The sequence below is a fragment of the Sorangium sp. So ce128 genome, from assembly GCF_051525245.1.
Taxonomy (GTDB): Bacteria; Myxococcota_A; Polyangia; order Polyangiales; family Polyangiaceae; genus Sorangium; species Sorangium cellulosum_B.
Map to the genome: position 1 here is coordinate 7,369,295 of NZ_CP150313.1, position 23,693 is coordinate 7,392,987.

15 protein-coding genes are annotated in these 23,693 nt (G+C 73.4%); 4 read left to right on the top strand and 11 right to left on the bottom strand.

Annotation, left to right across the window (positions count from 1 at the left end; all coding sequences use genetic code 11):
- Positions 1-94: 94 nt before the first annotated feature.
- Together WME82_RS27945 and WME82_RS27950 are read right to left on the bottom strand one after the other, a co-directional pair.
- Positions 95-1,066: a DNA-processing protein DprA gene (locus tag WME82_RS27945; RefSeq protein ID WP_438037774.1), complete on the bottom strand. Its 972-nt coding sequence runs from the start codon at positions 1,064-1,066 to the stop codon at positions 95-97.
- A gap of 96 nt (positions 1,067-1,162) precedes the next feature.
- Positions 1,163-1,912 carry a hypothetical protein gene (locus WME82_RS27950; RefSeq protein WP_438037775.1) on the bottom strand — a complete coding sequence of 250 codons (750 nt, stop codon included), beginning with the start codon at positions 1,910-1,912 and terminating at the stop codon, positions 1,163-1,165.
- A gap of 79 nt (positions 1,913-1,991) precedes the next feature.
- On the opposite strand from WME82_RS27950, the gene WME82_RS27955 reads away from it, so the two are divergent.
- Both WME82_RS27955 and WME82_RS27960 read left to right on the top strand, forming a co-directional pair.
- Positions 1,992-2,996, top strand: coding sequence for a hypothetical protein (locus WME82_RS27955; protein ID WP_437850085.1), 1,005 nt, complete (start codon positions 1,992-1,994; stop codon positions 2,994-2,996).
- A complete protein-coding gene (locus WME82_RS27960) occupies positions 2,993-3,787 on the top strand; it encodes a glycerophosphodiester phosphodiesterase (protein ID WP_438037776.1) in 795 nt (264 codons plus the stop codon). Before WME82_RS27955 ends, WME82_RS27960 begins: the two co-directional genes overlap by 4 nt.
- 30 nt (positions 3,788-3,817) lie before the next feature.
- Here the strand turns inward: WME82_RS27960 and WME82_RS27965 are convergent, their stop codons facing one another.
- The 3 genes from WME82_RS27965 to WME82_RS27975 form a co-directional block, all read right to left on the bottom strand.
- The gene (locus tag WME82_RS27965; protein ID WP_438037777.1) at positions 3,818-5,287 is read right to left on the bottom strand and encodes a protein kinase domain-containing protein; all 1,470 of its coding nucleotides are present in this window, start codon (positions 5,285-5,287) and stop codon (positions 3,818-3,820) included.
- 161 nt (positions 5,288-5,448) lie between these two features.
- Positions 5,449-6,336: a LolA family protein gene (locus WME82_RS27970; RefSeq protein ID WP_437739547.1), complete on the bottom strand. Its 888-nt coding sequence runs from the start codon at positions 6,334-6,336 to the stop codon at positions 5,449-5,451.
- Positions 6,337-6,531: 195 nt separating this feature from the next.
- Entirely contained in the window at positions 6,532-8,427 is a 1,896-nt protein-coding gene (locus WME82_RS27975) for an HTH domain-containing protein (protein WP_438037778.1), read from the bottom strand.
- An 899-nt stretch (positions 8,428-9,326) separates the two neighbouring features.
- Here WME82_RS27975 and WME82_RS27980 point away from each other — a divergent pair.
- Positions 9,327-9,725, top strand: coding sequence for a hypothetical protein (locus tag WME82_RS27980; protein WP_437739549.1), 399 nt, complete (start codon positions 9,327-9,329; stop codon positions 9,723-9,725).
- Between the two features lie 33 nt (positions 9,726-9,758).
- Here the strand turns inward: WME82_RS27980 and alaS are convergent, their stop codons facing one another.
- The 4 genes from alaS to WME82_RS28000 all read right to left on the bottom strand — a co-directional run bounded on the left by alaS (position 9,759) and on the right by WME82_RS28000 (position 16,407).
- Positions 9,759-12,512 carry an alanine--tRNA ligase gene (alaS, locus tag WME82_RS27985; RefSeq protein ID WP_438037779.1) on the bottom strand — a complete coding sequence of 918 codons (2,754 nt, stop codon included), beginning with the start codon at positions 12,510-12,512 and terminating at the stop codon, positions 9,759-9,761.
- Positions 12,513-12,691: 179 nt separating this feature from the next.
- A complete protein-coding gene (locus WME82_RS27990; RefSeq protein ID WP_438037780.1) occupies positions 12,692-13,531 on the bottom strand; it encodes a HEAT repeat domain-containing protein in 840 nt (279 codons plus the stop codon).
- 272 nt (positions 13,532-13,803) lie between these two features.
- Entirely contained in the window at positions 13,804-16,011 is a 2,208-nt protein-coding gene (locus tag WME82_RS27995; protein WP_438037781.1) for a TIGR04551 family protein, read from the bottom strand.
- A gap of 147 nt (positions 16,012-16,158) precedes the next feature.
- Complete coding sequence (locus tag WME82_RS28000) at positions 16,159-16,407, bottom strand: hypothetical protein (RefSeq protein WP_438037782.1); 249 nt, start codon at positions 16,405-16,407, stop codon at positions 16,159-16,161.
- A 265-nt stretch (positions 16,408-16,672) separates the two neighbouring features.
- Here WME82_RS28000 and WME82_RS28005 point away from each other — a divergent pair, with 265 nt between their 5' ends.
- Positions 16,673-17,464: an OmpA family protein gene (locus WME82_RS28005; RefSeq protein WP_438037783.1), complete on the top strand. Its 792-nt coding sequence runs from the start codon at positions 16,673-16,675 to the stop codon at positions 17,462-17,464.
- Between the two features lie 61 nt (positions 17,465-17,525).
- Here WME82_RS28005 and WME82_RS28010 read toward each other — a convergent pair whose 3' ends face one another.
- A complete protein-coding gene (locus WME82_RS28010; RefSeq protein ID WP_438037784.1) occupies positions 17,526-21,401 on the bottom strand; it encodes a protein kinase domain-containing protein in 3,876 nt (1,291 codons plus the stop codon).
- Positions 21,402-21,655: 254 nt separating this feature from the next.
- Positions 21,656-23,512, bottom strand: a complete 1,857-nt coding sequence (locus tag WME82_RS28015; protein WP_438037785.1) for a caspase family protein — start codon at positions 23,510-23,512, stop codon at positions 21,656-21,658.
- Between the last annotated feature and the right edge of the window lie 181 nt (positions 23,513-23,693).

Sequence of the window (23,693 nt, forward strand, 5' to 3'; positions counted from 1 at the left end):
AGGATTGAGGGGCGCCCTTCGGTGCGAGGGAGGCCCCCCCGCGAGGAGGCTGCCACCCGAAACCGCACTGGGCAGGGTGAGCCGGCGCGCCCCTTCAACGAAGAGCCCGCCGAAACAACCCGGCGGGCCCCTCTACTACTACGGCCTGGAGCGTCAACGTCAAGAGTGCCTCCACGGCGCGTCTGGGCGGAAGCCCCGTCCTCTCGCAGACCTCATCCACGTGCGCCGGCCGGGCGTCCAGGGCGTCGAGGACCGCGCGTTCGGCCGCGCTCATCGACGGAGGTGGCCCATTTCCCTCGGGCGAAACGCCCGTCCGCGCCCCGAAGGCGGCCTCCGGGAGCGGCAGCGTGCCCCCGCCGGGCGACCTGTTGCGCGCCGAGCGCCGCGCTCGCCGGCGGGGCGGCGGCGCCTGCCCGCCGAGAACGTCGATCACGTCGGCCGCGCGCGTGATAGGGCGCGCGCCGGAGACGAGCTCCAGCGCGCAGCCCACGCCGCGCGGGCTCCACGGGGCGTGGGGGACGACGCAGAGGTGACGGCCGAGGCGGCGGGCCGCCGCGGCGGCGGAGCGGGCGCCGCTCTCGATCCCCGCCTCGACCACGACGGTCGCGAGCGTGAGCGCGGCGAGGACCGCGTTGCGCTGGAGGAACAGCGCCGGCAGCGGCGGCGTGTCGTCGGGGACGCGCGCGAGCAGCGCGCCGCCCGCGGCGAGGACGCGCGCGAACAGCGCCGCGTGCTCGCGCGGGTACGGGTGCGCGTGGCCGCCGCCGCCGACGACGACCGTCGGCGCGCGCGCGTCGAGCGCGCCCTCGTGCGCGGCCGCGTCGACGCCGCGCGCGCCGCCCGACCAGATCGAGAAGCCCGCCTCGCCGAGCGCCGCGGCGAGCGCGCGGGTGAACCGGAGCGCCTCCTCGCTCGCGGCGCGCGTCCCGACGATCGCGACGCCCGGGCACGCCGGGAGCGCGCCGCGGAGGTAGAGCGTCGGCGGCGCGGCCTCGGTCTCCGTCACGAGGGCCCAGAGCTGCGCGGGGTAGGAGGGATGTGCGGGCTGGATCTCGATCGACGCCATACGCGGCGTGTCGACCGACGCCCGGGACGAGTTGCGCGAAATGAGGACCGCGGCACGAGGAGCGCGCGGCCGCCCGCTCCCGGCGCGGTCGCCGCGCTACCGGGGCGGCACGCGAGGCGCGGCGCTCGGCGGCGCCGTGTCGGGCGGGGTCGCGCCGGGCGGCGCGGCGCCGGGCGGCGGGGCCGGGCGCGCGCCCCGGAAGCCCTGGACGAGCACGACGCCCGCGCCGCGCCGCACCTGCGCGTGGAGCTCCACGGCGACCAGCGCGGCGCCGGGGGCCGAGAGGCACGCTCCCCGGCCGCCGATCACCGCGACCGGCCCGCGGTCCGCGTCCTGGGCGACGATCTCGAGCGCGGGCGGCGCGCCCTTCGTGACGAAGAGGTCGACCTCGCTCACGCCGAGCCCGCCCTGCGCGATGAACACCGCGCACTCGCCAACACCGCGCGGGACACGCACGGGGATCGCGGCGCTCTCCCCTTCCGCGATCGCGAGCGACACGACGTCGCCGAGGGGCGCCATGCCCCCCGCCTCCCCGCGCGCGGTGTTGGCGAGCGCGAGCGCCGTCACGCGCGGCACCGGCGCGCTGGCCGCGGGCCGCTGCTCCGCCGCGCGGCTCAGGAACAGGCGCGACGCCTCCGGGTCCGGCTCGGGCGCGTCGCGCGGAGGCGGCGGGTTCCGCGGCGCGTCGGGCGCGGGCGAGGAGGCCGGCGGAGGCGGCGGGCTAGGGCGCAGGACCTCGGCGCGGCCTCCGCCGCACGCCGACGCGGCGAGCGCGAGCGACGTAGCGAGCAGGCGGCGCGCCGGCCCGAACGGATGCAGTTCGACGAGAGCGAGAGCGCGCCGCACCGCGCGGAGCCTACCAGAACCGCCGCGCCGCGCTCGGCCTGCGAGCGGCCGGCCGTGGGTCGTGCTACCCACTCGCCCGATGAAACCCAGGGACATCGTCGTCGCGACGCATGGTCACTGCTTCGACGGCATGGCGAGCGCGGCGCTGTTCACCCGCCTGATGCAGGCGCTCCGCCCCGGCGAGCCGCTCGCGCTGCGGTACCGATCCTGCGGCTACGGCCCGGGCATGACGATGATCCCGCCTTCGTGGCTCGACGGTGACGAGAACGCGATCCTCGACTTCCGCTACACGCCGACGAAGAAGCTGACGTGGTACTTCGACCACCACGTCACCGGGTTCGGCTCGGACGAGGAGCGCGACGCGGCGCTCGCCGGCGCGTCGCGCGCGAAGGTCGCGGGCGACGCGCCTCACGTCTTCTACGACGCCGCCTACGGCTCGTGCACGAAGCTCATCGCGGACGTCGCCCGCGATCACTTCGGCGTCGAGATGTCCAGCGCCGATGAGCTCATCCGGTGGGCCGACCTCATCGACACCGCGCGCTTCCCCACGGCCGAGGCCGCCGTGAGCCGGGAGGAGCCGATCATGCAGCTCGCCTCCGTGGTGGAGCACCACGGGGACGGGCCGTTCCTCGCCTCCGTGGTGCCCCGGCTCGTCGAGCGGCCGGTGAGCGAGGTGGCGCGCGAGGCGGACATCCAGGATCTCTGGCGTCCCCTCTCCGTCTCGCGGCAGACGTTCGTCACGCGCATCGAGCGCGGCGCGCGGAAGCTCGGCCGCGTGGTGCTCGTCGACCTCTCCGACGCGCCGCTCGAGGCGGTCGGCAAGTTCATGACGTACGCGATGTACCCGGACTGCGTGTACTCGGTCACGCTCTCCCGACAGAAGCAGCACTACAAGCTCTCGGTCGGCTACAACCCCTGGTGCGGCGTCCCCCGCGATCGCGACATCGCCCCCATCTGCCGCCGCTACGAGGGGGGCGGGCACCCGGCAGTCGGCGCGGCGTCCTTCCCGCTCTCCGCGCTCGAGCGCGCGCGCGAGGCGGCCCGCGCCGTCGCCGAGGAGCTCGACGGGGAGCCCGCGCGGTGACCTGGGCCGAGCAGCGCTTCCGCAGGAGCGCGCGCGAGACGGGGCGGGCAGCGTCATCACGCGCGGCGGCCACGCGCGCGCCGCTCCTCTTCGGGCACCGGGGCGTGCGCGGCGAGGGCGCCCCCGCGGAGAACACCCTCACCGCCTTCGAGGAAGCCGCGGCGCAGGGGGCCGACGGGATCGAGCTCGACGTGCGGGTGTGCGGCTCGGGCGAGCTCGTGGCGCTGCACGACCCGGACCTCGCGCGGGTGACCGAGGGCGCGGACCCGCGCGCCGCCGCGGCGCTCCCCTGGGACGAGCTCCGGCGGGTCGACCTCCGCGGCGACCGGGTGCCGCTCCTGTCCGAGGTGCTCGCGTTCGCGCGCGGCCGGCGGCTCGCCGTCAACATCGAGATGAAGCGGGACGTGCCCGATCGCACCGCCGTCGTGCTCGCGACCGCGCGGCTCGTGCACGCCTGGGATCCGCGCCACGCCTTGCTCGTCTCGTCGTTCGATCCGGTCATGATCGCCTCCTTCGGCGCCCTGGTGCCGGCCGTCCCGCGCGCGCTCCTCGTGCACCGGAGCCGCTACCACGACGCGGCCGTGCGCCTCGCGCCGGCGCTCGGGGCGCTCGCCGCGCACATCGAGCGGACGATCGCGTCCCCCGAGCGCATCGCGCTCCTGAAGCGGCAGGGCCGCGTGATCAACGTGTGGACCGTGAACGACCCGCGGGAAGCGCAGGACCTCGCGGCGCTCGGCGTCGACGGGCTCATCACCGACGCGCCGCGCCGCATCCGCGACGCGCTCGCGTAGCCGGCTTCGTCGGACCGGCGCGGCCGCGCGCTACCTTCGCTGCCAGGGGTCGATGATCTCGCGCGAGCGGCGCGGGCCCCGGCGCGGGGCCGACGGAGCCGGCGGGGCCTTTCGCTCGGCGGACGCCGCCGGCTCCGCCGTGGCCGCGAGCAGCGCGGCGTCCGCGGCGGGCACGTCCTCGGCCAAGGGCAAGCGTGCCATCACAGGGGTCGATGCGCGGACCACCTCCAGAGACGGCGCAGCCGGGCTCACGCTCTCGGGCTCGATCGGCGCGATCACGTGGTGGGGCGCGGCGCCCTCCACGCCGACGGGCCGCAGCGCCTTGACCGCGACCGTCGCGCTGATCGCGGACAGCGCGCCGCACGCCACGAGCCAGCGGAGCGTCGCGCTCGCGTGAGGCCTGCGGTCCGCGCGCACCTCGCCGGCCGCTGCCGCCGTCAGCGTGCCGGGCTGGGACGGATCGGCCAGCGAGGCGAGCGTGTCCTGCCGCGGGCGCGGGCCCTGGTCCCCGGGTCGGGAGAGCGGGGCGAGCTCCCCTGAGCCCTCCAGCGCGCCGGCGCCGCCCGGCGACAGCCCGAGCAGCGTCCCCGTGCGCGACGTCACGGGCGCCGGCTGCGGCGCCGAGGGCACGGGCAGCGGGATGCCCGGATCGCCCGCCGCGACGACGAAGGCGTGCACCATCTCCTGCGCCGACTGGAACCGCTGGGCTCTGTCGCGCGAGAGGGCGCGCAGGAAGAAGACGTCGAGATCGGCCGGCACGTCGGGCGCGAGGTGCGTCGCGAGCGGGATCGGCTCGACGAGGATGCGCGACAGGACCGCGCCGAGCACGTCGCCCTCGAACGGGAGCTTGCCCGTGACCGCGCGGAAGAGGATCACCCCGAGCGACCACAGGTCGCTCCGCGCGTCGAGGTTCCTGTCGCCGCGCGCCTGCTCCGGGCTCATGTAGAACGGCGAGCCCAGGAGCTCGCCGGTCCTCGTGGTCTCGTCGGTGAGGAGCTTGCCGGTGAGCTGCTTGGCGATGCCGAAGTCGAGGATCTTGACGATCTCCTCGTCCTCGTCGACGCGCGAGAGGAACAGGTTGCCGGGCTTGAGATCGCGGTGGACGAGCCCGCACTCGTGCGCGCGGCGCAGCGCCTTGCCGGTCTGGACCGCGATGCGCGCCGCCTCGGCGAGGGAGAGGCGGCGGACCCGCCTCAGGCGACGGCTGAGATCCTCGCCCCGGAGCAGCTCCATGACGAGGTACGGGACGGTCCCCCAGATCCCGTAGTCCTGCACGCTCACGACGTGCGGGCTACCGAGGTTCGCCGCGGTCCGCGCCTCGCGGTAGAAGCGCGCGCGGAACTCCGGCGAGGCCGCGTGCTCCGGATCCATGAACTTGATCGCCGCCGGCGCCCCCAGCTGGAGGTGCCGGGCCAGCCACACCGAGCCCATCCCGCCCCGCGAGAGCGGCCCTTCCAGGCGGTATTTATCGCCGACGATCGTTCCCGGCTCGACGTCCATCGCCGACTCCTCCCGCCACGGCGAGGTGGATTGCGTCTGTCTAGACGTTCGAACGAGCGGCGTCCACGCCATCAGGCGAGCGCTGCCATGAGCCAGCCTGCGCCGCCCGTGATGTCCTTTGTCCTTTCAGGAGCCACCTGAACGCGCCTGCTCAGAGCACCTTAATCCTGGCAATCGACATGACGGCGGACGACGCCGCCCGGGACCGGCTGCGTGAACGCCCCCGAGATGAGGGGCGGATTCCACTTCGCCTCCTTGTACTGAAAGATCATGTCGTCCTCGGTGTTGGGCACCCGCATGCGGATCGAGCGGGGGATCTCGGCCATGCACGCGCCGCCGCTCGGCGGGATCGGATCGTCGATCCCCTCCGGATCGACGCGCGGCGGCGCGGTGCGGATGGCCTCGTGATGGCTCAGCTCCACGTGATAGAGGTCTGTCCCGCGCTGCGCGACACGGACCTCGCGGACGCGCAGGCGCTGCTGGCTCCACGGCGCGAGAAAGTCGCGGGGGTGCGGCTCGAGGTGGATCTCCTCCACCGCGTCGCGGGAGCCCTGGATCAGCACACGGTAGAACCCGTCGCCGTCCCAGGCTATCGAGGCGCCGTGCGGCTCGTGAGCGAGCACCGGCGCCTCGCCGCGGAGCAGCGAGACGAGGGCGTGCCCGGGGATGGGCACCTGGGTGAGCCGCGCCAGGTTGCACGTGCTCGCGGGCCCGTGCAGGAACTGCTTCTCCCGGACATCGAGCATCTGGAACTGGGTGCCATTCGACGTGAGCGTGAAGAGCGTCGCGCCGAACGGGCTCACCACGTCGAAGCGCACCCGATCCGGATTGACCGCGAGGATATACATGTCCCCGCGGAGCCGCCCCTGGCGCGAGAAATGGTCGACCTTGGCGGTGCCCTGGACGCCGTTCACGCAGGCATAGGAGGCCTTCATCCGGTCGAGCGCCGCGTCGGCGCTCGGGAACCGGGACGCGGGCGGATCCACGGAGGCACAGCCGGTCACGAGCACGGCGAGGGGCGCGGCCCAGGCGATCGCGCGATGGCGCATGGGCGCGGACGCTGGCAAGGATCGCCGAGCCCGTCAACCGCGGAAGCGGCGCCGGGCCCATCCGCCGGAGCGGCGCGAGGGGCGTGGCCGTGGAGGAGGGTTGTCGAGGGAGGGCCGAGGGCCCGGAAGACGGCGGCGAGGAGGGCCGCGCGTCCGGCCCGGAGCGAGCCCCCGGCCGGACGCGCGCGAGCGGGATCAGGACGCCCGGAGCGCCTCGAGCAGATCGACGTCGGGGATCGCGATCGGGAGGCGGGCGCGGAGGACGGCGACGTCGTTGTCCTCGCAGAGGCGAGCCACCGCGAGCCCATCGAAGAGGGAGATGGGCGCGGTCCCCACGATCGCGGCCTCTTCGCGCGCACCGGAGAGCATCTGACCGGCGGTCAGGATCCAGCCGGCGGTCGCGGGGCCGTAGTGGTGGAGCGAGCCGCGCAGCTCGGTGACCCGCTCGCGGCCGACCTCGCGGCCGTCCCGCCGGATGACCAGCGCGAGCTTGATCTCATCACCCGCCGTGCGGAGCGCGCCGGAGAAGTGGCTCTCGCCGCCCGGCGCCCCGGCGCGGCGCACCGCGCGCAGCTGGCCGATGCCGATGCGCTCGAGGGCGAGGACGCAGATCTCGACGAAGGCATGGCCCGGGAGCTCGGAGAGCTTGCGCACGAAGGCGCGCCGCGCGGCATCGCGGTAGCGCTCCACCGCGGCGAGCGCCTCCTGCTCCAGCCGCGCCAGGTCGCCCGGCAGCAGCCAGTCCGTCAGCGCGATCCTGCCGCCGGCGAAGCGGAAGCGGGGCCGCTGCCCCGCGGCGATGCGGCGCGCGTTGTCGGCGCGCACGGCGGCCGCGACCTGGGACTGCACGAGCTGCACGTCGCCTGCGAGGCGGCCGCGGCGCTGCGCCGTCTCGGCGATCTGCCGGAGCGAGACCGCGCCCGCGTTCCGATCGAAGGTCGAGAGGATCCCGGCGACCGCATCGGCGAGATCACGGCCGGCGAGGTCGTCGAGCGCGTGCCCTTCGCCGCCCGTGAGCTCGATGACCTGCGGACCGCGGTAGACGGGCTCGGCGCCGAAGCTGTCGGGGCGGTCCGCTCGATCGGTGCGCTCGACCCGGTCGGTGCGCTCGACCCGGTCGGTGCGCTCGGCCCGGTCGGTGCGCTCGCCTCGCTCGGGGCGATCGAAGCGCTCGGTCCGGTCGGAGCGCGGCGGCTCGCGGCCGTTCTCGCGCCGCGCCTCGAACACCGGCGTCGCGACGTAGGAAGGCAGCCCACCGGTGCTCGGGTTGGCCTCCGCGGTCCCGCGGCCGCGGCGGCGACGGCGGCGGCGGCGGCGGCCCTCGCCCTGCTCGCCCGACGAGCCGGGCGTCGCGCGGTCCTCGCCGCCGAGGATCGGCTGATCGTCGTCGTCCTCTTCGTCGAAGAGCTCCGCGGCGCCGGCGACGGCCTCGGCCCGCATCGCCTCGTCCGGGCCCGGCGGCTCCGCGTCGTCGAGCTCGCCCTCTTCCTCGTCGATGTACGTGCTCGCGGCGCGCGGGGACGACGGCGTCGGCGGCGGCACGGGCTCGCGCGCTGCCGCGATCTCCACGCCGTTCAGCCCGGCCGCGCTCGTCGCGCCGGCCGCGACCTTCTCGTCGTCCTCGTCCTCATCGTCGATCGCAGGCGCAGCCTGCGCCGCCGCTGCGGCTCTGCCCTCGACCTCGACCGCGCCGCGCTCCGCCTCGAGCTCCGCGGGAGCGCCAAGATCGCTCTCTTCCACCGCGTCGTCGTCGGCGCCCGCATCGAACAGGGTCGGCTGCTCCTCGTCCTTGCGCGCCTTGGCCGCCTCGGGCTTTCCGCCGCGCTTCGCCTTCTTGCCGTCGAGCCCGGACTTGATGGTCTTCTCATCCCACTCGCGCAGCGCGAACACGCCCGGCTTCACGCGCACCAGGGGGTTGTCCGCCGTGTCCTTCTTCAACGTCGCCGCCAGGCGGGCGCCCATCGTCACCTCTGGGCTCTTTCCAACGTGGCTAAGGAGGTTCTTCTCGATCGCGATATCGGTGATCTCTTTATAGTGAAGCGGTCTACCGATGAGGCGAAGCACCTCGGCGGCTGCATCCGTGAACGTCATCTTTGTTCGCCCTTCGGGCGCGCCGCCCGGCGGGCGCCCTCGTCGTCCCCATCGCGGCCGCCCCGTCCAAAGTGGCTGACGAAGCGCGCGGGATACCCCACCGCAGCCGGGAAACGCACATTCGCTCCCACTCGACCACGACGCGCGGAACGGCCTGCTCGTAGCACGCTCGGAAACGGCGGTCAACGGGACGCGCGATCCGGCTCAAGAGAAGCCGCTGACCGACCTCTAGGGCACGGAACCGGGGGCCGGGCGGCGCGAAGCCCGGATCGACCGGGCGCCGCGCCGAGGCGAGCGCGCGGCGGCCGGCAACGGCAGCCTGGATGAACGCGCGGCGCGCAGTCAACGGCGCGCGCGGGCCCCTGGACGAGCATCGATGTGGCTCGTGAGCGGATGTCGCCAGTCCGGAGCACGGGAGAAGACCACGGGAGAAGACCACGGGAGAAGAGGAGTTGATGCGTTGATCCGTTGAGGTGTTGAGTGCGTCGATAGGTCCGGGAGTCCAGGAGTCGAAGGCTCTCCTTCAACTCACCGCATCGCCGCACGACCGCACCACCACCGCGCGGCCGAGGAGCGCCATGGGATGATGGAGGAAGCGATTGGCCGGAGCGCGGCGGACGGACCGGGCATCACCGTACATGACCGCGCGCAATCATGCGTAACCGCGCGTGACCGCGCGTGATCATGCGCAACCGCGCGTAATCATGCGCAATCAAGCGTGACCGTGCGCAACCACGCCCAACCGCGTGTAACCGGGCGTGGACGGGCGCTCCCGGACGGCGCACCCCGATCGTCGCGCGGTCGTCACGGCCGCGGCTCGCCCGGCCAGCGGTGGCGCGGCGCGGCGCGGGCAACAGCGCTTTTGCGCTTTGCCATCTGCCGGACAGGAGGGTTACGCTATGTGGGTGGAGCTTTCGCGGTTGCTCGACGAGCTCACCCTGGCGGCGGACAAAGTCGGCATCGCCGTCAGGATGGAAGCGTTCGATCCGCACCTGTCGGACGCGCGCAATCCGCGGGGCGGGCTCTGCACGGTGCTCGGCCGGCGGATCATCCTGGTCGACGCCAACGCGTCGCTGCCGGATCGCATCGCCACGGTCGCGGCCGCGCTCGCGCGCGTCGATCTGGAGTCCGTGTTCCTGCCGCCGATCGTGCGCGCGACCATCGGCGCTCACGCCCGCGGCGCGCGGCCCCGGGCGGCCGCGCCGGGCGAGCCAGCGCGGCTGCCGGCGCGCCCCGCGCGGGGCGGGAAGGCCCCGAAGCTGCTCCCGCTCGCCCGCACCAAGTGGCGTGACGCCTGAACGACTGTCCCGGCAGGGCGCAGGCAACGCGCGCTACGACGCGAGCGCCCGCTCGACCTCGGTGTAGAGCGCCGCGATCGCCGCGTCGAGCTGCGCCACGTCGGTCCCGCCGGCCTGCGCCATGTCCGGGCGGCCGCCGCCGGAGCCGCCCACGATGCGGGCGATCGGCTTGATGAGCTCGCCGGCCTTGAGCCGCTCGGTCGCGGACTTCGAGAGCATCACGGCGAGCTGCGCCTTGTCGCCCACGACCGCGCCGAGCAGCACCGCCGAGCGATCGCCGAGCTTGTCGCGCAGCTTCTCCGCGAGATCGCGCAGAGCGCCCGGGTTGGTGCCGTCCGGCACCCGGCGCGCGAGCACCTTGATCCCGCCGATGTCCCGGGCGCCGTCCAGCATCGCGTCGATGCCGCCGCCGCCGCCGCCCTGCGCGGGGCCCGCTCCCTCCAGGATCCGCCGCTCGAGCTCGGCGACCTTCTTCTCGAGCTCCCGCTCGTGCGCCACGATCTTCCCGATCTTCTCGGCGAGATCGCCGCCCTGCGCCTTCGCCACCTGGCGCGCCCGGGCGAGCTCGGCCTCGACGCCCCGCGCGTACGCGAGCGCGTTCAGCCCCGTCGACGCGAGGATCCGCCGCACGCCCGCGGCCACGCCGCCCTCGCTCGTGATCTTGAACAGCCCGATGTCCCCCAGCGCGCACGCGTGCGTGCCGCCGCAGAGCTCCACCACCTCGGGCGTCATCGTGAGCATCCGCACCGTGTCGCCGTACTTCTCCTCGAAGATCGCCATCGCGCCCCGCCGCCGCGCCTCGTCCATCGGCAGGATCTCGGTCGTCACCTTCGCGTTCGTCAGGATCTTCTCGTTCACCAGATCCTCGATTCGCGAGATCTCCTCGCGGGTGAGGGGCCGGTTGTGCGTGAAGTCGAAGCGGAGGACGTCCGGGCCGACCCGCGAGCCCTTCTGCTGCGCGTGCTCGCCGAGCACCTTGCGCAGCGCCCAGTGCAGGACGTGGGTGGCCGAGTGGTTGCGCCGCGTCGCCGACCGCGCCGCGTGGTCCACCGTCAGGTGGACGCGCTGCCCCACGGCGAGCGCCCCCTCGCTGACCACGCCCTCGTGCACGACCAGCCCGGCGAGCGGCTTCTGCGTGTCCTTCACCTCGACGCGCGCCCCGTCCGCCGTCACCTCGCCGACGTCGCCGACCTGACCACCCGACTCGGCGTAGAACGGCGTCTCGCGCACGACGATCTCGACCGTCGCCCCCGCCTCCGCGCGCTCGACCAGCGCACGGACCTTGCGCGCCCGGTCGCCTTCGCCCTGGACGTCGACCCGGACGATCGCGACGATCTCGCTGTCGCCCTCCTCGTGCTCGTAACCCGTGAACACCACCGGCTGCGCGAGCTTGGCGCGGGCCTCGCGGTGCGCTGGGTCCACCGCGGCTGTCGGATCGATCGGGCCGTCCGCCTCGCCGGCACCCTTGATGATCGCCTCGGCCCCCTGGACGTCGACGCCGAAGTTCGACTCCGCGCAGATGACCTGGGTCAGATCGAGCGGGAAGCCATAGGTGGTGTAGAGATCGGCCGCGGCGGCGGCCGGGAGCGTCCGCTCGCCGGACGAGCGCATCTCGTCGAAGCGCTCGTCGAGGATCTTCATCCCGCGCTTCAGCGTGGAGCGGAAGCGGACCTCCTCGTCCTCGGTGACGCGGGCGATGAGCTCTCGCCGGTCGCGGAGCTCGGGGTACGTCTCGCCCATCCGGCGGACCACCTCGAGCGCGACCTCGTGAAGGAACGGCCGATCGATCCCGAGCCGGTGCCCGTGGCGGATCGCGCGGCGCATCACCCGGCGGAGCACGTACTCGCGCCGCTGCCGCTCGGGCATCACCCCCTCGGCCATCAGGAACGCGGCCGTCCGCGCGTGATCCGCGATGACCCGCATCGACACGTCGTCGTCGGCGCTGCCCCCCGTGTACGGCTTGCCGCTGAGCTCGGCGGCCTTGTCGACGAGCCCGCGGAGCAGGTCCGTGTCGTAGTTCGACGTCACGCCCTGGAGCACGCTCGCGAGCCGCTCCAGGCCCATGCCGGTGTCGATGCTCGGCGCCGGCAGGGGCACGAGCGGGCCGTCCTTCTCGATGCGCTCGTACTGCATGAACACGTTGTTCCAGATCTCGGTCCAGCCCGTGCCGTCGATGCGCGGCTCCTCGCCGAAGCGCGCGACGTCGGGCTCCTTCCCGTGGAAGAAGTGGATCTCCGAGCAGGGGCCGCACGGGCCGACGTCACCCATCGTCCAGAAGTTATCGGCCAGGCCGAGCCGGAGGATCCGGTCGTCTCCGAAGCCCGTGACCTTGCGCCAGATCGCCGCGGCCTCGTCGTCGGCCGGGAAGCCCCCCTCGCCGTTGTAGATGGTGACCACGAGCCGCGACGGCGAGATATCGTAGACCTTCGTCAGGAGCTCCCAGGCGAAGGCGATCGCGTCTTCCTTGAAGTAGTCGCCAAAGCTGAAGTTGCCGAGCATCTCGAAGAACGTCTGGTGGCGCGCGGTGACGCCGACGTTCTCGAGATCGTTGTGCTTGCCGCTGATCCGGATGCACTTCTGGCTCGATGCGGCGCGCTGGTACGGGCGCCTGTCCTTGCCCGTGAAGACGTCCTTGAACTGCACCATGCCCGCGTTCACGAACATCAGCGTCGGATCGTTCTGGGGCACGAGCGGCGCGCTCGGGACGATCTCGTGCCCGCGCTGGGCGAAGAACTCGAGGAATGTGCGGCGGAGCAGGTCAGAGCTGGCAGGCGTTGCGATGGACATAGGAGGACGCGCGGTCTAGCACGACCGGAGAGCGGCTTCCGCCTGCTCGACGCGCGCCCGCGACGCCCGCCGCCGAAGACGCGCGCGCCGGGCCGGTTTGCGCCGGGCCGGCGTGCGAGCCGGCCCGCGCCGGGCCCGCTGGGCGCGCCGGCCCACGCCGGCGAGGCGGGACCGCCGGGTCAGCGGCCGGAGGCGACGACGCTGCTGCCGGAGGCGGCCTCGAGGGCGAGCGGCGCCCTCTGGAGCGCGCTCTCGATCGCGCCCGCGACGGCGTCGCTCTGCAGCTGGGCGAGCTCCCTCAGGCCCTGGACGCGCTTCGCCTCGGCGAGCGCCTGGGCCGAGCCGGTCATCGAGCCCTTCAGCGTCTGGCTCGGCATCTCGCGGATCACGTACTCGACCTTGGCGGCGAAGCCGACCCCGTCCGCCCCATGGCGCTTGCTCAGGTGCGTGACCGAGCCGTCCAGCGTGAAGGCCGGCAGCTTGCGGCTCTTGCCTTCCGCAGCCAAGTCCGTGCCGTCAGCCACGATCTCGATGTCAGCGAACTGCGCCACGCGGTTGCGCGTCTGCTGCTTGAGCTGCGATCCGAGCTTCGCGTCCTTCACGCCGGAGCGGTTCTCGAACTTGCCCAGGCTGACCAGGAAGCGCGCCTTGGACGACGAGCGCGACAGCTTCTCGATGGCGGCCGCGATCGGGCGCTTCAGGTTGGGGGCAGGCTCGAGGTTGAGCGCCGCCTTGAGCGCCGGGACCGCCGCGGGGTTGCCCAGCGCGCCGAGCGCCGCCGCGGCCGACGCGCGCACCGCCGGGTGCGGATCCCTGAGCGCCTTCTCGAGGGCGGGCCGCGCGCCGGGGCTCTTCGACCTGCTGAGCGACAGCGCCGCCGCGACACGGAGCCGATAGTCCTTGCCTACCGCGATGTCGCGGAAAGCGGACGTGTCTGCGTCCTGGGCGACGGACAGGGCGGTCGACCCGAGCACCATCGACGCCGCCAAGAACATCGCAATGAAGAGACGACGAACCATCACGTCCCTCCGGAGAACGGCGGCTCACGCCACCCGTTCTCCTCGGTGAACCAGGGAAGTATCGCGACGCGCTGGCGTCCAGACAATCCTATCCTTGGCCAGGACGGTCGCGAGATCAAGGGCTGTTTGGCCCCGGATGGCTCATGCAGGACTCATGACGAGAGCGACGACGTCGCCGTTTGCCACGGTTCCGCGCCGCTTCGCCGCCCCGAGCGCTCATTTCCAGACACGCGGCGACGCGCGAGGCTGGCTGAGCGTCGGGCGGGTTCGGCTCAGAAGAGGATACCGAGATACCAGCGCACCGTCTGTGCGGTCTCGAGATCGATCTTCTGGACCGTCTCGTCACCCCTGAGCTGGCCGAGCCCGCCGAGAGGAAACAGCACGCCGTACTGCACCGCCGTGTAGAAGCCGCCCATCTTGTCGGGGTCGTCGTTGAGCGTCCCGTCCTTGGACTGGAAGTACAGCTGCGCGTTCAGCTCGATGCCGAGATCCCGGGAGTTGCCGGGAGCCTGGAGGAACTCGGAGGCGCGGCTCCAGATGGCCGCGGCGCCGACGCCGGCGCGCTGGCCGTTCTTGTCGCGGGCGAAGTCCCAGTCGACGCCAGGGCGGAAATAATAGGCGCCCTGGACCCGAGAGAGGATGTTCCTGAAGAGGATCTGGTCGACCCGGTAATCGGGGTGGAAGCGGAATGTCGAGTACGTGCGATCAGTCGAGAGCTGGGGATCCATGGCCCCGAGCTCCGTCCCTCGCGGCTCGAGGGCGGGCGCGTCGTCGTCGCCGGTCGCGTACCCGAAGCCGAAGTGGACGCGCAGCCGGCCCTCCATCTCGGTGAGCTCGGCCTGCGTGGCGAGCCCGAACTGCCGGACGCCCCAGCCGGTGTCCTTCGGCGAGATGACGTTCGCATAATCGCTCTCGTCCTGCCCGCGCAGATCGAGGGATCCGTAGATCATCGCCGCCTCGAGCTCGAAGCGGAACTTCTTGTAAAGGAGCTGGAACCACACGTCGGGGATGATCATCTCCGCACCCCGATGCACGTACCCCGCAGCGACGTTGTCGGCGCTCTGGCCGAGCGACGCCGACAAGTCGGCCGTGGTGTCGCCGGCGGTGATGTCGTTCGCCAGCGTCTGCTGCCGGTAAGCGAAGTAGACGCCGCCGTTCATGACCATGTTGCCGCGGGCGAGCTCGAGCTTCTGGAGCTCGGGATTCTTGCGGCGGACGGCGACGAACACGTACTGATCGACGTCATCGGACTGGGCGAGGTCGTACGGCTGGCCCTCGAGGTCCTGGATCGATGCGCTCGTCGCGCCCTCGTTGGCCCAGTCCCACGCACCGGCGAAGTAGATGTCGTATTTCTTGATGCCGGTGACGAACATCAGCCGGTCGACGGTCGACTGGTAGTCTGAGTCGTACCCGTCACCGCTGTTCGCCACCATACCGAGGCCCCAGTGGTTCGGCATGCGGCCGAAGCGGAGGAGACCGACGGGGGTCATGTACTCTCCCCAGATCCGCTTGACGGAGATCGAGTCCTTCGTCGAGTTGATGCCGGCGCTGGGCGCCCACTGGGTGCTGGAGAAGGCCCCGAGCGGCGAGTAGCCGCCCCGGCGGGCGACCTGGTAGCCGCCGCCCGCCGCCGGCTGGTTCGCGTAGCCGTCCGGGGTCGAGCCGAGCACCACGTTGTCGAGGAGATCGACCTGAGTGAGGATGCGCAGGTTGTCGCTGATGTGCAGCTCGGGATTGAGACGGAACCGCATGTTCGCGCCGGCCTGGGTGTCGTTCGTGCACGAGTCGAACGAGCGGGTGCCGCCGCTCGTGGTCTCGCTCGGGTTGCAGAGCGAGACCGCGTTCCCCTTGTAGGAGTCGTCGGCCGGCTGCGGCCAGAGCGCCTCATTGCGGGGGTCGATGCGGCCGAGGGCGAAGCTGTTGAAGAGCTCCCAACGGAGCCGGTAGTAGCCGTGGAACTCGAACGTCGGTCGCGCGTGGGACCACCAGTCCTCGGCGTAGACCTCGCTGGGCCGGGCGCCGATCTCCGCCTGGATCGCCTGTCGCTCGGGCTGCTCGGCCGCCGCAGCGGCTGCGGGCGCCTCCGAGGCCGCCGGCGTGGCCGGCTGCGGCGCGGAGGGAGCGGCCGTGTCGGCCGGCGGCAGGAGCGGCTGGCGCGCCGCCGGGGGTTCGGGCGTCTCGGCGCCGGCCGGCGCCGCGCCGGGCTGCGCAGGCGTCGCGCCGGGCTGGGCCGGCGCGGCGGCCGGCGCTGCGCCGGGCTGGGCCGGCGCGGCAGGCTGGGCCGGTGCGGCGGGCTGCGCTGCGCCGGGCTGCGCTGCGCCGGGCTGGGCCGGCGCGGCGGGCTGGGCCGGCCGGCGTGCCGGCTGGGCGGACGCGGAGGACGCGCCCAGCACGAGCGCGAGCGCGAGGCCCGACCGGAGGCGACGGCGAGGGGTGCCAGGGCGGCACGACGTACCCGGAGACCGCGACGAGATGGGCATCTGCTTGGTTTCGTTCGCGCGTTTTCGCCCCGCGCGCAGGAAGAGGTTGAAGATCCGAGCTCTCGGTGACCCGGAGGCCGGGGGCCGATGTCTCACGCCCGGCCTGTGTGGTCAAGGCACCGCTCGGCCCCAGGCCCTGGAACCCGGTCACGGATGCACACCCGGGACGCATCGGAGCAGGGGCCACCGCCACCTCAACCCCGGTCGGCTGGCAGCGACGGCTGGCGGGTCCGCCTCAACCTCGGTCGGGTCCGCCTCAACCTCGGTCGGGTCCGCCTCAACCTCGGTCGGGTCCACCTCAACCTCGGTCGGGTCCACCTCAACCTCGGTCGGGTCCACCTCAACCTCGGTCGGGTCCGCCGTCGGGTCCGCCTCAACCTCGGTCGGGGTGGGCAACGCGCTGACGAAGCCCCAAGACGCGCCAGCAACGCCCGCGGCTGCGCCGCCGCCGTGGTCCCGGCTCGCGCCAGCGCCGTCGCCGGCCGCGCCGCCGCCGCTCTCACCTGCGCCGCCGGAGCCCCGATCCCGCCTCACCTGCAGCGCACGGCCGCGCGGACGGGCGGATCTCGCCGTCCTCCCCTCTGGATCTCTCGCCCGAGCTGAGCGACGCTCTCGCCCGCAGCATCCCGCTCCCGCCGACGGAGCCATGGAGAAAGCGCTCATGAACCGGACACTCATTGCACTACCCCTCGCGCTGTCGTCGCTGCTCGCCGCGGGCTGCGGCCACTCCGAGCAGGAGTGGAAGTCGCAGCTCGACAAGTACAACCAGCTCCAGAACCGGAGCCAGAAGAGGGAGGCCGAGCTCGAGAAGGAGCTCGCCGACGCGAAGCAGCGCGTCGAGGAGCTCGAGAAGAAGCTCGCGGACCAGGGCGCCGACATCTCGAAGATGAGCTCGACGCTGGAGGACCGCGAGAAGGCGCTGGCCGAGTACAAGGCACGCGCGAAGCAGCTCGAGGCGATCCAGGCGCGGTTCGACCTGCTCCGGAAGAAGCTCGAGGAGCTCGTCAAGCTCGGCCTGGAGGTCCAGGTCCGCAGGAACCGGATGGTCATCTCGCTGCCCGGAGACGTCCTGTTCGACTCGGGCAAGGAAACGCTGAGCAAGGAGGGCCAGCAGATCCTGAAGAAGATCTCGGACGTCATCCGGGGCGACAAGTCGCTCGTGGAACGCGACTACCAGGTCGCCGGGCACACCGACAGCCAGCCGTACAAGAGCGGCCCGTTCCAGGACAACTGGGGGCTGTCGCTGATGCGCGCCCGGGCCGTGCTGCTGTTCCTGATCGGCAAGGAGGGCCAGCTGCCGACGAGGCACTGGAGCGCGGCAGGGTTCGCGGACACGGACCCGATAGCGAACAACAACACACCGGCCGGCAAGCAGAAGAACCGGCGGTGCGACCTGATCGTGATGCCGGACGTCGACGAAATGCTCGACCTGACGAAGCTCGCCACGAAGTAAGCGCCGGCAAGAGAGGGGCCCGTGGCGCCGACAGCGGCGTGCCGCTTCGTGCACCACGGGCTCAGCCGCCGAGCCACTGCCGCGCGAGCTCGAGCGTGCGGGCGTTGTCCGGCACGTCGCGGAGGAAGCGCTCGCGCCAGACCGGATCGCTGAGCTGCTCGGCACGCGCGAGCAGCGCCGTCCTGGCCGACGCGATCGCGACCTCGGCCTCGGCGCGCCTCCCGCTCGCGGCGAGCGCCTCGACATACGCCAGGCGGACGAGCGACTCGCCCTCTTCCAGCGTGCCGAACTCCGAGAGCCGCGCGCTCGCCTCGGCGGCAGCCCGGATCGCCTCGTCGGTGCGCCCGAGCCCGAGCAGCGCGCGAGCGAGGAGGGAGAAGGCCTGCACGCAGAGCGTCGGCGCGCTCTCGAAGAGCGCGATGGCCGCGCGCGCCTCGCGCTCGGCGGCCTCGAAATCGCCCATGGCGAGGGCGGTCTTCGCCAGGTAGCAGCGAGCGAAGAGCTCCGTGCGCACCATGCCCGCCCCCTGGCTCGACGCGACCGCCTCCTCGGCGAGCGCCCGCCCCTCGGCGAGCTGACCACGGTACCCGAGCGCGTGCGCGAGGTTGGCCTGCACAGTGACCTTCAGCTCGTCCAGGTGCATCCGGTCGGCCGCCTCCATGGCTGCCCGCAGCATCGACTGAGCCATCTCGAAGTCGCCGAGCTCCGTGCACACGGAGCCCAGGCTCGCCCGGGCGCTGAGCGCGTTGCGATGATCGCCGGCCTGCTCGAAGGCGAGCAACGCGGCTTCCTGGCTGGCGGCACAGGAGCCCAGGTCGCCTCTGCACATCTCATGGGCCGCGCGCGCGTCGTGGAGGTGCGCGACCACCTCGATATCCGTCGTCTCCGCGCTCGCGAGGGCGCGCTGGACCACATCGAGCAGCGCGGCGCCTTCGGCGTACCGCCCCCCCAGCGACAGCGCGCTCGCGCCCGCGGACAGGCAGCGGAGCTTTGCGTCCTGCGCGTCGCCGGAGGCGGCCACGCCCACCGCCTCGGTCGTCCAGCGTTCAACCTCGTCCAGCCGCCCCAGCTTGGACGTGGCCCATACCAGGGGGATGATGGCCGAGAACCACGCGGCCGAGCCGCGCTCCACCAGGCCCAGCGCTTCGCTCCCCCGCTCCGCGGAGAGCGCGAGATCGCCGCGCCACACATGAGCCTCCGCCTGGACCCAGCGGAGCCTGCCGGCGGCGTCCCCGGCCGCGCCGCAGCCGAGACCCCGGTCGGCCCGCGCGATCGCCGCGTCGAGATCGCCGCCGCGGAGCGCCTCCTCCGCCGCGCGCAGGTACGCCTCCGCCGCCCGCGCCGGCGCGCCGCCGAGCTCGAAGTGCTCCGCCAGCACCGTCGCGTCCGCCCCGCCAGCGCGGGCCAGCCAGTCGCCCGCAAGGCCGTGCCCGACGCGGCGGTCGCGCTCGGTCAGCATGCCGTAGGCCGCCTCCCGCACCAGCGCGTGCCGGAACTCGTATTCCACCTCGCCCGCGATCCGCGCCTCGCGCCGCCGCATCAACAGCTCCCGCCGCCCCAGCTCCGCGAGCGGCTGCGCCACCGGCGCGCCGCCCACCAAGGCCGCGATGGCACCTTCCCACGACGTCTCGCCGAACACGCTCGCCGCGCGCAGCACCCGCCGCTCCTCCACGCCCAGCGCCTCCAGCCGCGCCTGCACCATCGCCAGCGCCGTCTCCGGCATCCCCTCGCCCCGCCCCTCGGCCACCGCGCGGATCTGCTCCTCCAGCACGAACGCGTTGCCCTCGGCGCGCGCCAGCAGCTCGTCCACCTGCGCCGCGCCCACGCCGTCGCCAAGCACCTCCCGCACCAGCCGCTCGCTCGCGCGCCGCGGCAGCGCCGCGAGCCGCAGCCGAAGCCCGACCCGCTGGCGCCAGAGCTCCGGAAACAGCTCGTCCACCTCGGGGCGCGCCAGCGCCAGCACCAGCAGCGGCAGGTCCCTCGCGTGCTGGAGCGCCGCGTCGATCAGCCGCACCGTCGGCAGGTCGCCCCAGTGCAGATCCTCCAGCACCAGCAGCACCGGCTGCCGCTCGCACTCGGCCCGAACGAAGTCCTCGAACGCCTGGCGGATGCGGTCGCCCATCAGCACCGGGCTCTGGCGCGCCGCCTGCAGCTGCACATCACCCTCGTCAGGGAAGGGCGCCCCCACCAGCTCGCCGAGGAACGCCGCCACGTGCGGCCCCTTGCTCCCGAGCCCGTCGAGCCGTTCTACCCGCGCCAGCACCTTGCTCCGCCGCACCTCCAGCGCCTCGCCGTCGAGCAGCCCCATGGCGCGGCGGAGCGCCTGGGCGAGCAAGCCGAACGCCGAGCCGGCCGCCATCGGATCGGCCCTGCCGATCCAGACCTCGGCGGCCTCGCGCCGCTCCTTGATGGCGCGCAGGAACTCCCAGGCGAGGCGCGACTTGCCCATGCCCGCGGCCCCCACGACGACCACCGCGCTCGCGGCGGGCTCGTCCAGGCAATGGCGCCACTCGGCCGCGACCTGCGAGAGCTCTCGCTCGCGCCCCACGCACGGCGTCGGCTTCCCGAGCAGCCTCGGCACTGTGTCCGGCTCCTCCTTCCGGCCGCGCAGCCAGCATCCTCCGGGCCCCCGCGCCGTGTCGAAGCGGCTCGCGAGCAGGCTCGCCGTCGCGCTGTCGAGCCGGATACCCCCGGACGGCGGGCCGTCGCGCCCCACGATCAGCTGGGCCACCCGATCGACCAGCTCACCGACAGGCAGCCTCTCCTCGATCTCCGCCAGCCCCGTCGCGACCGACATGGGCACGCCGCCAACCACGGTCCGGAGCGCGAGCGCGCAATGGGCCGCTCGCACCGCGAGGTCCGTCGGAGACTCGGCCCCCGACAGCGCGACGAGCAGCCACTTCGACTGCAGGAAATCGAGCCTCCCACCGTGGCGCGCCGCGATGTCCCGCAGCGCCTGGGCCTGCGCGGCCCCATCGGCCTCCGCCAGCGTCGCGCCGGTCTCCTCGCTGCCATGGGCGGCCAGGATGACGCACATGACCCGCCTCTCCGACGTCGTGATCTCCTCGCCGGGCGCGTGTGGCGCCGCGACCGCGCTTCCTCCCGCGGCGAGCCCCTCGCCGGCGACGACGGCCAGCTCCGCCGCGACGGCGGCGCCGTCGCGCGGCCGGTGCTCCGCCGACTTCGACAGCATCCGGGCCACGAGGCGCTCGAGCAGCTCGGGGATGCCGTCGCGCAGCTCCCCGAGCCGCGGCGGCTCCTCCAGCACGACCTTCACGAGGAGCGACAGCAGGTTGTCGCCCAGGAACGGCCGGCGCCCCGCGAGGCACTCGAACAGGATGCACCCGAGCGCGAACACATCCGCGCGGGCGTCCACCGGCGCCTCGCCGCTCGCCTGCTCGGGGGCCATGTACCCGGGCGTCCCAAGGATCGCTCCGGGCGCCGTCAGACTCTGCGTGAGCCAGAGCTCGCGCGCGATGCCGAAGTCGAGCAGCGTCGCTCGCTCGACCGCGCCGCCCACCAGCATCAGGTTGCTCGGCTTCAGGTCGCGGTGGACGATGCCCTGCTGGTGGACCGCGCCCAGCGTCGTCGCCACCTGCGCCGCCAGCGTCACGCTCTCCGCCATCGAGAGCGGTCCTTGAGCGAGCCTCTGCTCCAGCGTCACGCCCTCCAGCCACTCCATCGCCAGGTACGGCTGTCCTGCGCCCGTCGTCCCGTGCGCCACGTACCGCACGACCCCTGGCAGCCGGAGCGTGACGAGCGCCTTCGCCTCCCGCGCGAACCGGCGCAGATCGCCCGCGCTCGCGCTGTGCAGCACCTTGAGCGCGACCGCCTCCCCCGACCGCCGGTCCCGAGCGCGATAGACCTCCCCCATCCCGCCGGATCCGGCGAACCGCTCGATCTCGAACCGATCCTCGATCACGTCCAAATCGCGCATTGCGTCTGCGATGTCGTTCACACGGGCCTCCAGCGACGGCCCTCACCCGCAGGATCACGGTACCCTGTCGGTAGCAAAATGTAATCTAAGCCACGATCACCCCTGCATGTGGCCGATCTCGGGCACCTGGATCGCAGAGCGACCACAACGCGCTCTGGTGCTCGGGCGCCCGGGGACATTCGCGACGACAGCGCGTTCCGGTGCCCGGGCACCGAGCTCCTGGCCCGCCGCGCAGGGCAGCGCGCGGCGTGATCTCAACCGCCGAGTCGGATCCGGAATGTCGAGGCAGGCTCGTGTCCGCACGCCGTTCCCGCCCGACAAGGCTCGACCTCGACGCGGTGCTCGCCGGGCTCGTGATCCTTGAGCGGCACACGGAGGCGCTGGACCTGGCCGCCCTTCCATGGCCCCGGCGCGAACACCTCGGGCCGCGCCGCCGGAGGCGCCTTGTCGACCGCGTACACGCCGATGCGCACGGACTCCGTATCTTGGCCAAAGGCGATCTCGACCTCCAGGGTCCCGTCGATCCGGCGCCCGAGCGCGGTGAGCTGCCTTGTCCCGAGGACCGTCCCCTTCACGCGCGCGAGCGTGGTGCCTGAGGCGGCGGCCTCCTCGCTCGCCATCGCCGCGGGCGCCTCGGCGGCTCCGCGCACCGGCCACGCGAGCGGCAGCGTATCGAGCCCGCCGAACAGGCGCGGGCGCTGGGCGTAGGTGCGGCCCTGCGCCCGGTTGAACGCTAGGCCGAGCGTGACCGCCTCGCGCTCGGGATCCACGGCCGCCGGATCGGTCCAGGCCCCGACGAGCGCCTGCGTGAACACGCCCCCGCGCGGCGTCTCGGCGGCGTCGCTGCCGGCGCTGGCCGCGGTGACGACGCCGATGCGCTCGCTGTGGTCGTGCTCTACCCCGAGATCCTCGGGCAGCGAGAAGGCGCCGGCGCGGCCCGCGTCGAGGATGACCAGCACGCGCCCCGCCTTCGAGCGGGCGATGGCCTGGAAGAGGCGCGCGGCGGGCAGCGCGTTGCGCGGATCGGCGGGGCGGGCCGGGTCGTAGTCGACGGGCAGGAGGAAGCCCTCGCCGCGCTGATCGAGGCCGTGGCCGGCGAAGTAGACGAGCAGCGTCTCCCCCTCGGCGGCGCCGGCGAGAAAACCGGTCACGGTCGCCTCCAGGTTGGCCGCGTCGAGGTCCTTGGAGGCCTTGATGTGGTCGTCGTCGAGGGCCCAGCCGTCGCCGCGCTGCAGGGCGCGGCGCATCGCGTCCACGTCGGCGAGCGCGCCCGGGAGGCGCTTGACGCCCGGGGCGCGGTACGCGGCGTTGCCGATCAGCAGGGCGCGCGGGCGGAGCGCGCGGGCGCGCAGGTCGGGCTCGGGCCGGATGTCGGCGCGGGCGGTCTCGCCGCCGGGGCCGAGCACGTCGAGGCGGTGGGGCGCCGTGGACCTCTCGCCGAGGAGGAGCTCGACCTCGTACGCGGACAGGGCGGTCGGGCTCGGGATCACGCCGCGCACGTCCCAGCGGCCGTCGAGACGCACGCGGGGGACGCCGCGCGGGGAGAAGATGGTGGCCCGGACGAGGAGGTGGCCCTCGGCGGTGCGCGTCGCCGACGGCGAGCTGACGCTGACGCGGGGGAGCGCGCCGAGCGTCGTGACCTTGCGGGTGGCGGGGTCCTCGAAGCGCAGGCCGAGGGCGGCGCCGCTGCCGGAGGTGATGAAACGGCCGCCGGCGAACACCGTGGCCCAGCTGCCGTCGCCGAGCGGGAGGAGGTGGGCGACGAGGTCGCCCGACGGGAGCGCGCGCACCGAGGCGCGGCCGTCGCCGAGGGCGGCGATGAGGTGCTTGCCGTCGGGCGTGGCGGCGAGGGAGTGGATGGGCGCGTGCTCCTCGATGCGGAGCGGCGCTGCGGCGGCATCGGCGTGAATCGACCAGCGGGCGAGCACTTCGTCGGCGCCGCCGGCCCAGAGGTGCTCGGGCGTGAGGACCAGGGAGGAGACCTGGCCCTTCAGCCCTTCGAGGCGGCGGGGCAGGACGTCGCCGGTCTCGGCGTCACGGAGCGCCACGGTGCCGTCGGTGCCAGCTTCGCCGAGCCAGCGGCCGTCGGGGCTGTAGGCCAGCGCGTTCACGCTTTCTCGAGGCTTTACCGCCTCTGGCCAGGATGCGCTCCGGACTTCCGATGGGACGAGGCTCACCCTGCGCACACCTCCGATCCTGCCGGCGACAACCACCTCGGGGCGCACGGGAGCCACGGCGAGGGCATAAAGCTCCTGCTCCCCGGAGAGCAGCGTGGACCGCTCGCCTTCGCCC

Coding starts and splice junctions, on each gene's coding strand:
- WME82_RS27945 (WP_438037774.1), bottom strand. CDS start 1,066: ATGGCGTCGATCGAGATCCAGCCCGCACATCCCTCCTACCCCGCGCAG.
- WME82_RS27955 (WP_437850085.1), top strand. CDS start 1,992: ATGAAACCCAGGGACATCGTCGTCGCGACGCATGGTCACTGCTTCGAC.
- WME82_RS27965 (WP_438037777.1), bottom strand. CDS start 5,287: ATGGACGTCGAGCCGGGAACGATCGTCGGCGATAAATACCGCCTGGAA.
- WME82_RS27970 (WP_437739547.1), bottom strand. CDS start 6,336: ATGCGCCATCGCGCGATCGCCTGGGCCGCGCCCCTCGCCGTGCTCGTG.
- WME82_RS27975 (WP_438037778.1), bottom strand. CDS start 8,427: ATGACGTTCACGGATGCAGCCGCCGAGGTGCTTCGCCTCATCGGTAGA.
- WME82_RS27980 (WP_437739549.1), top strand. CDS start 9,327: ATGTGGGTGGAGCTTTCGCGGTTGCTCGACGAGCTCACCCTGGCGGCG.
- alaS (WP_438037779.1), bottom strand. CDS start 12,512: ATGTCCATCGCAACGCCTGCCAGCTCTGACCTGCTCCGCCGCACATTC.
- WME82_RS27990 (WP_438037780.1), bottom strand. CDS start 13,531: ATGGTTCGTCGTCTCTTCATTGCGATGTTCTTGGCGGCGTCGATGGTG.
- WME82_RS27995 (WP_438037781.1), bottom strand. CDS start 16,011: ATGCCCATCTCGTCGCGGTCTCCGGGTACGTCGTGCCGCCCTGGCACC.
- WME82_RS28005 (WP_438037783.1), top strand. CDS start 16,673: ATGAACCGGACACTCATTGCACTACCCCTCGCGCTGTCGTCGCTGCTC.
- WME82_RS28010 (WP_438037784.1), bottom strand. CDS start 21,401: ATGCGCGATTTGGACGTGATCGAGGATCGGTTCGAGATCGAGCGGTTC.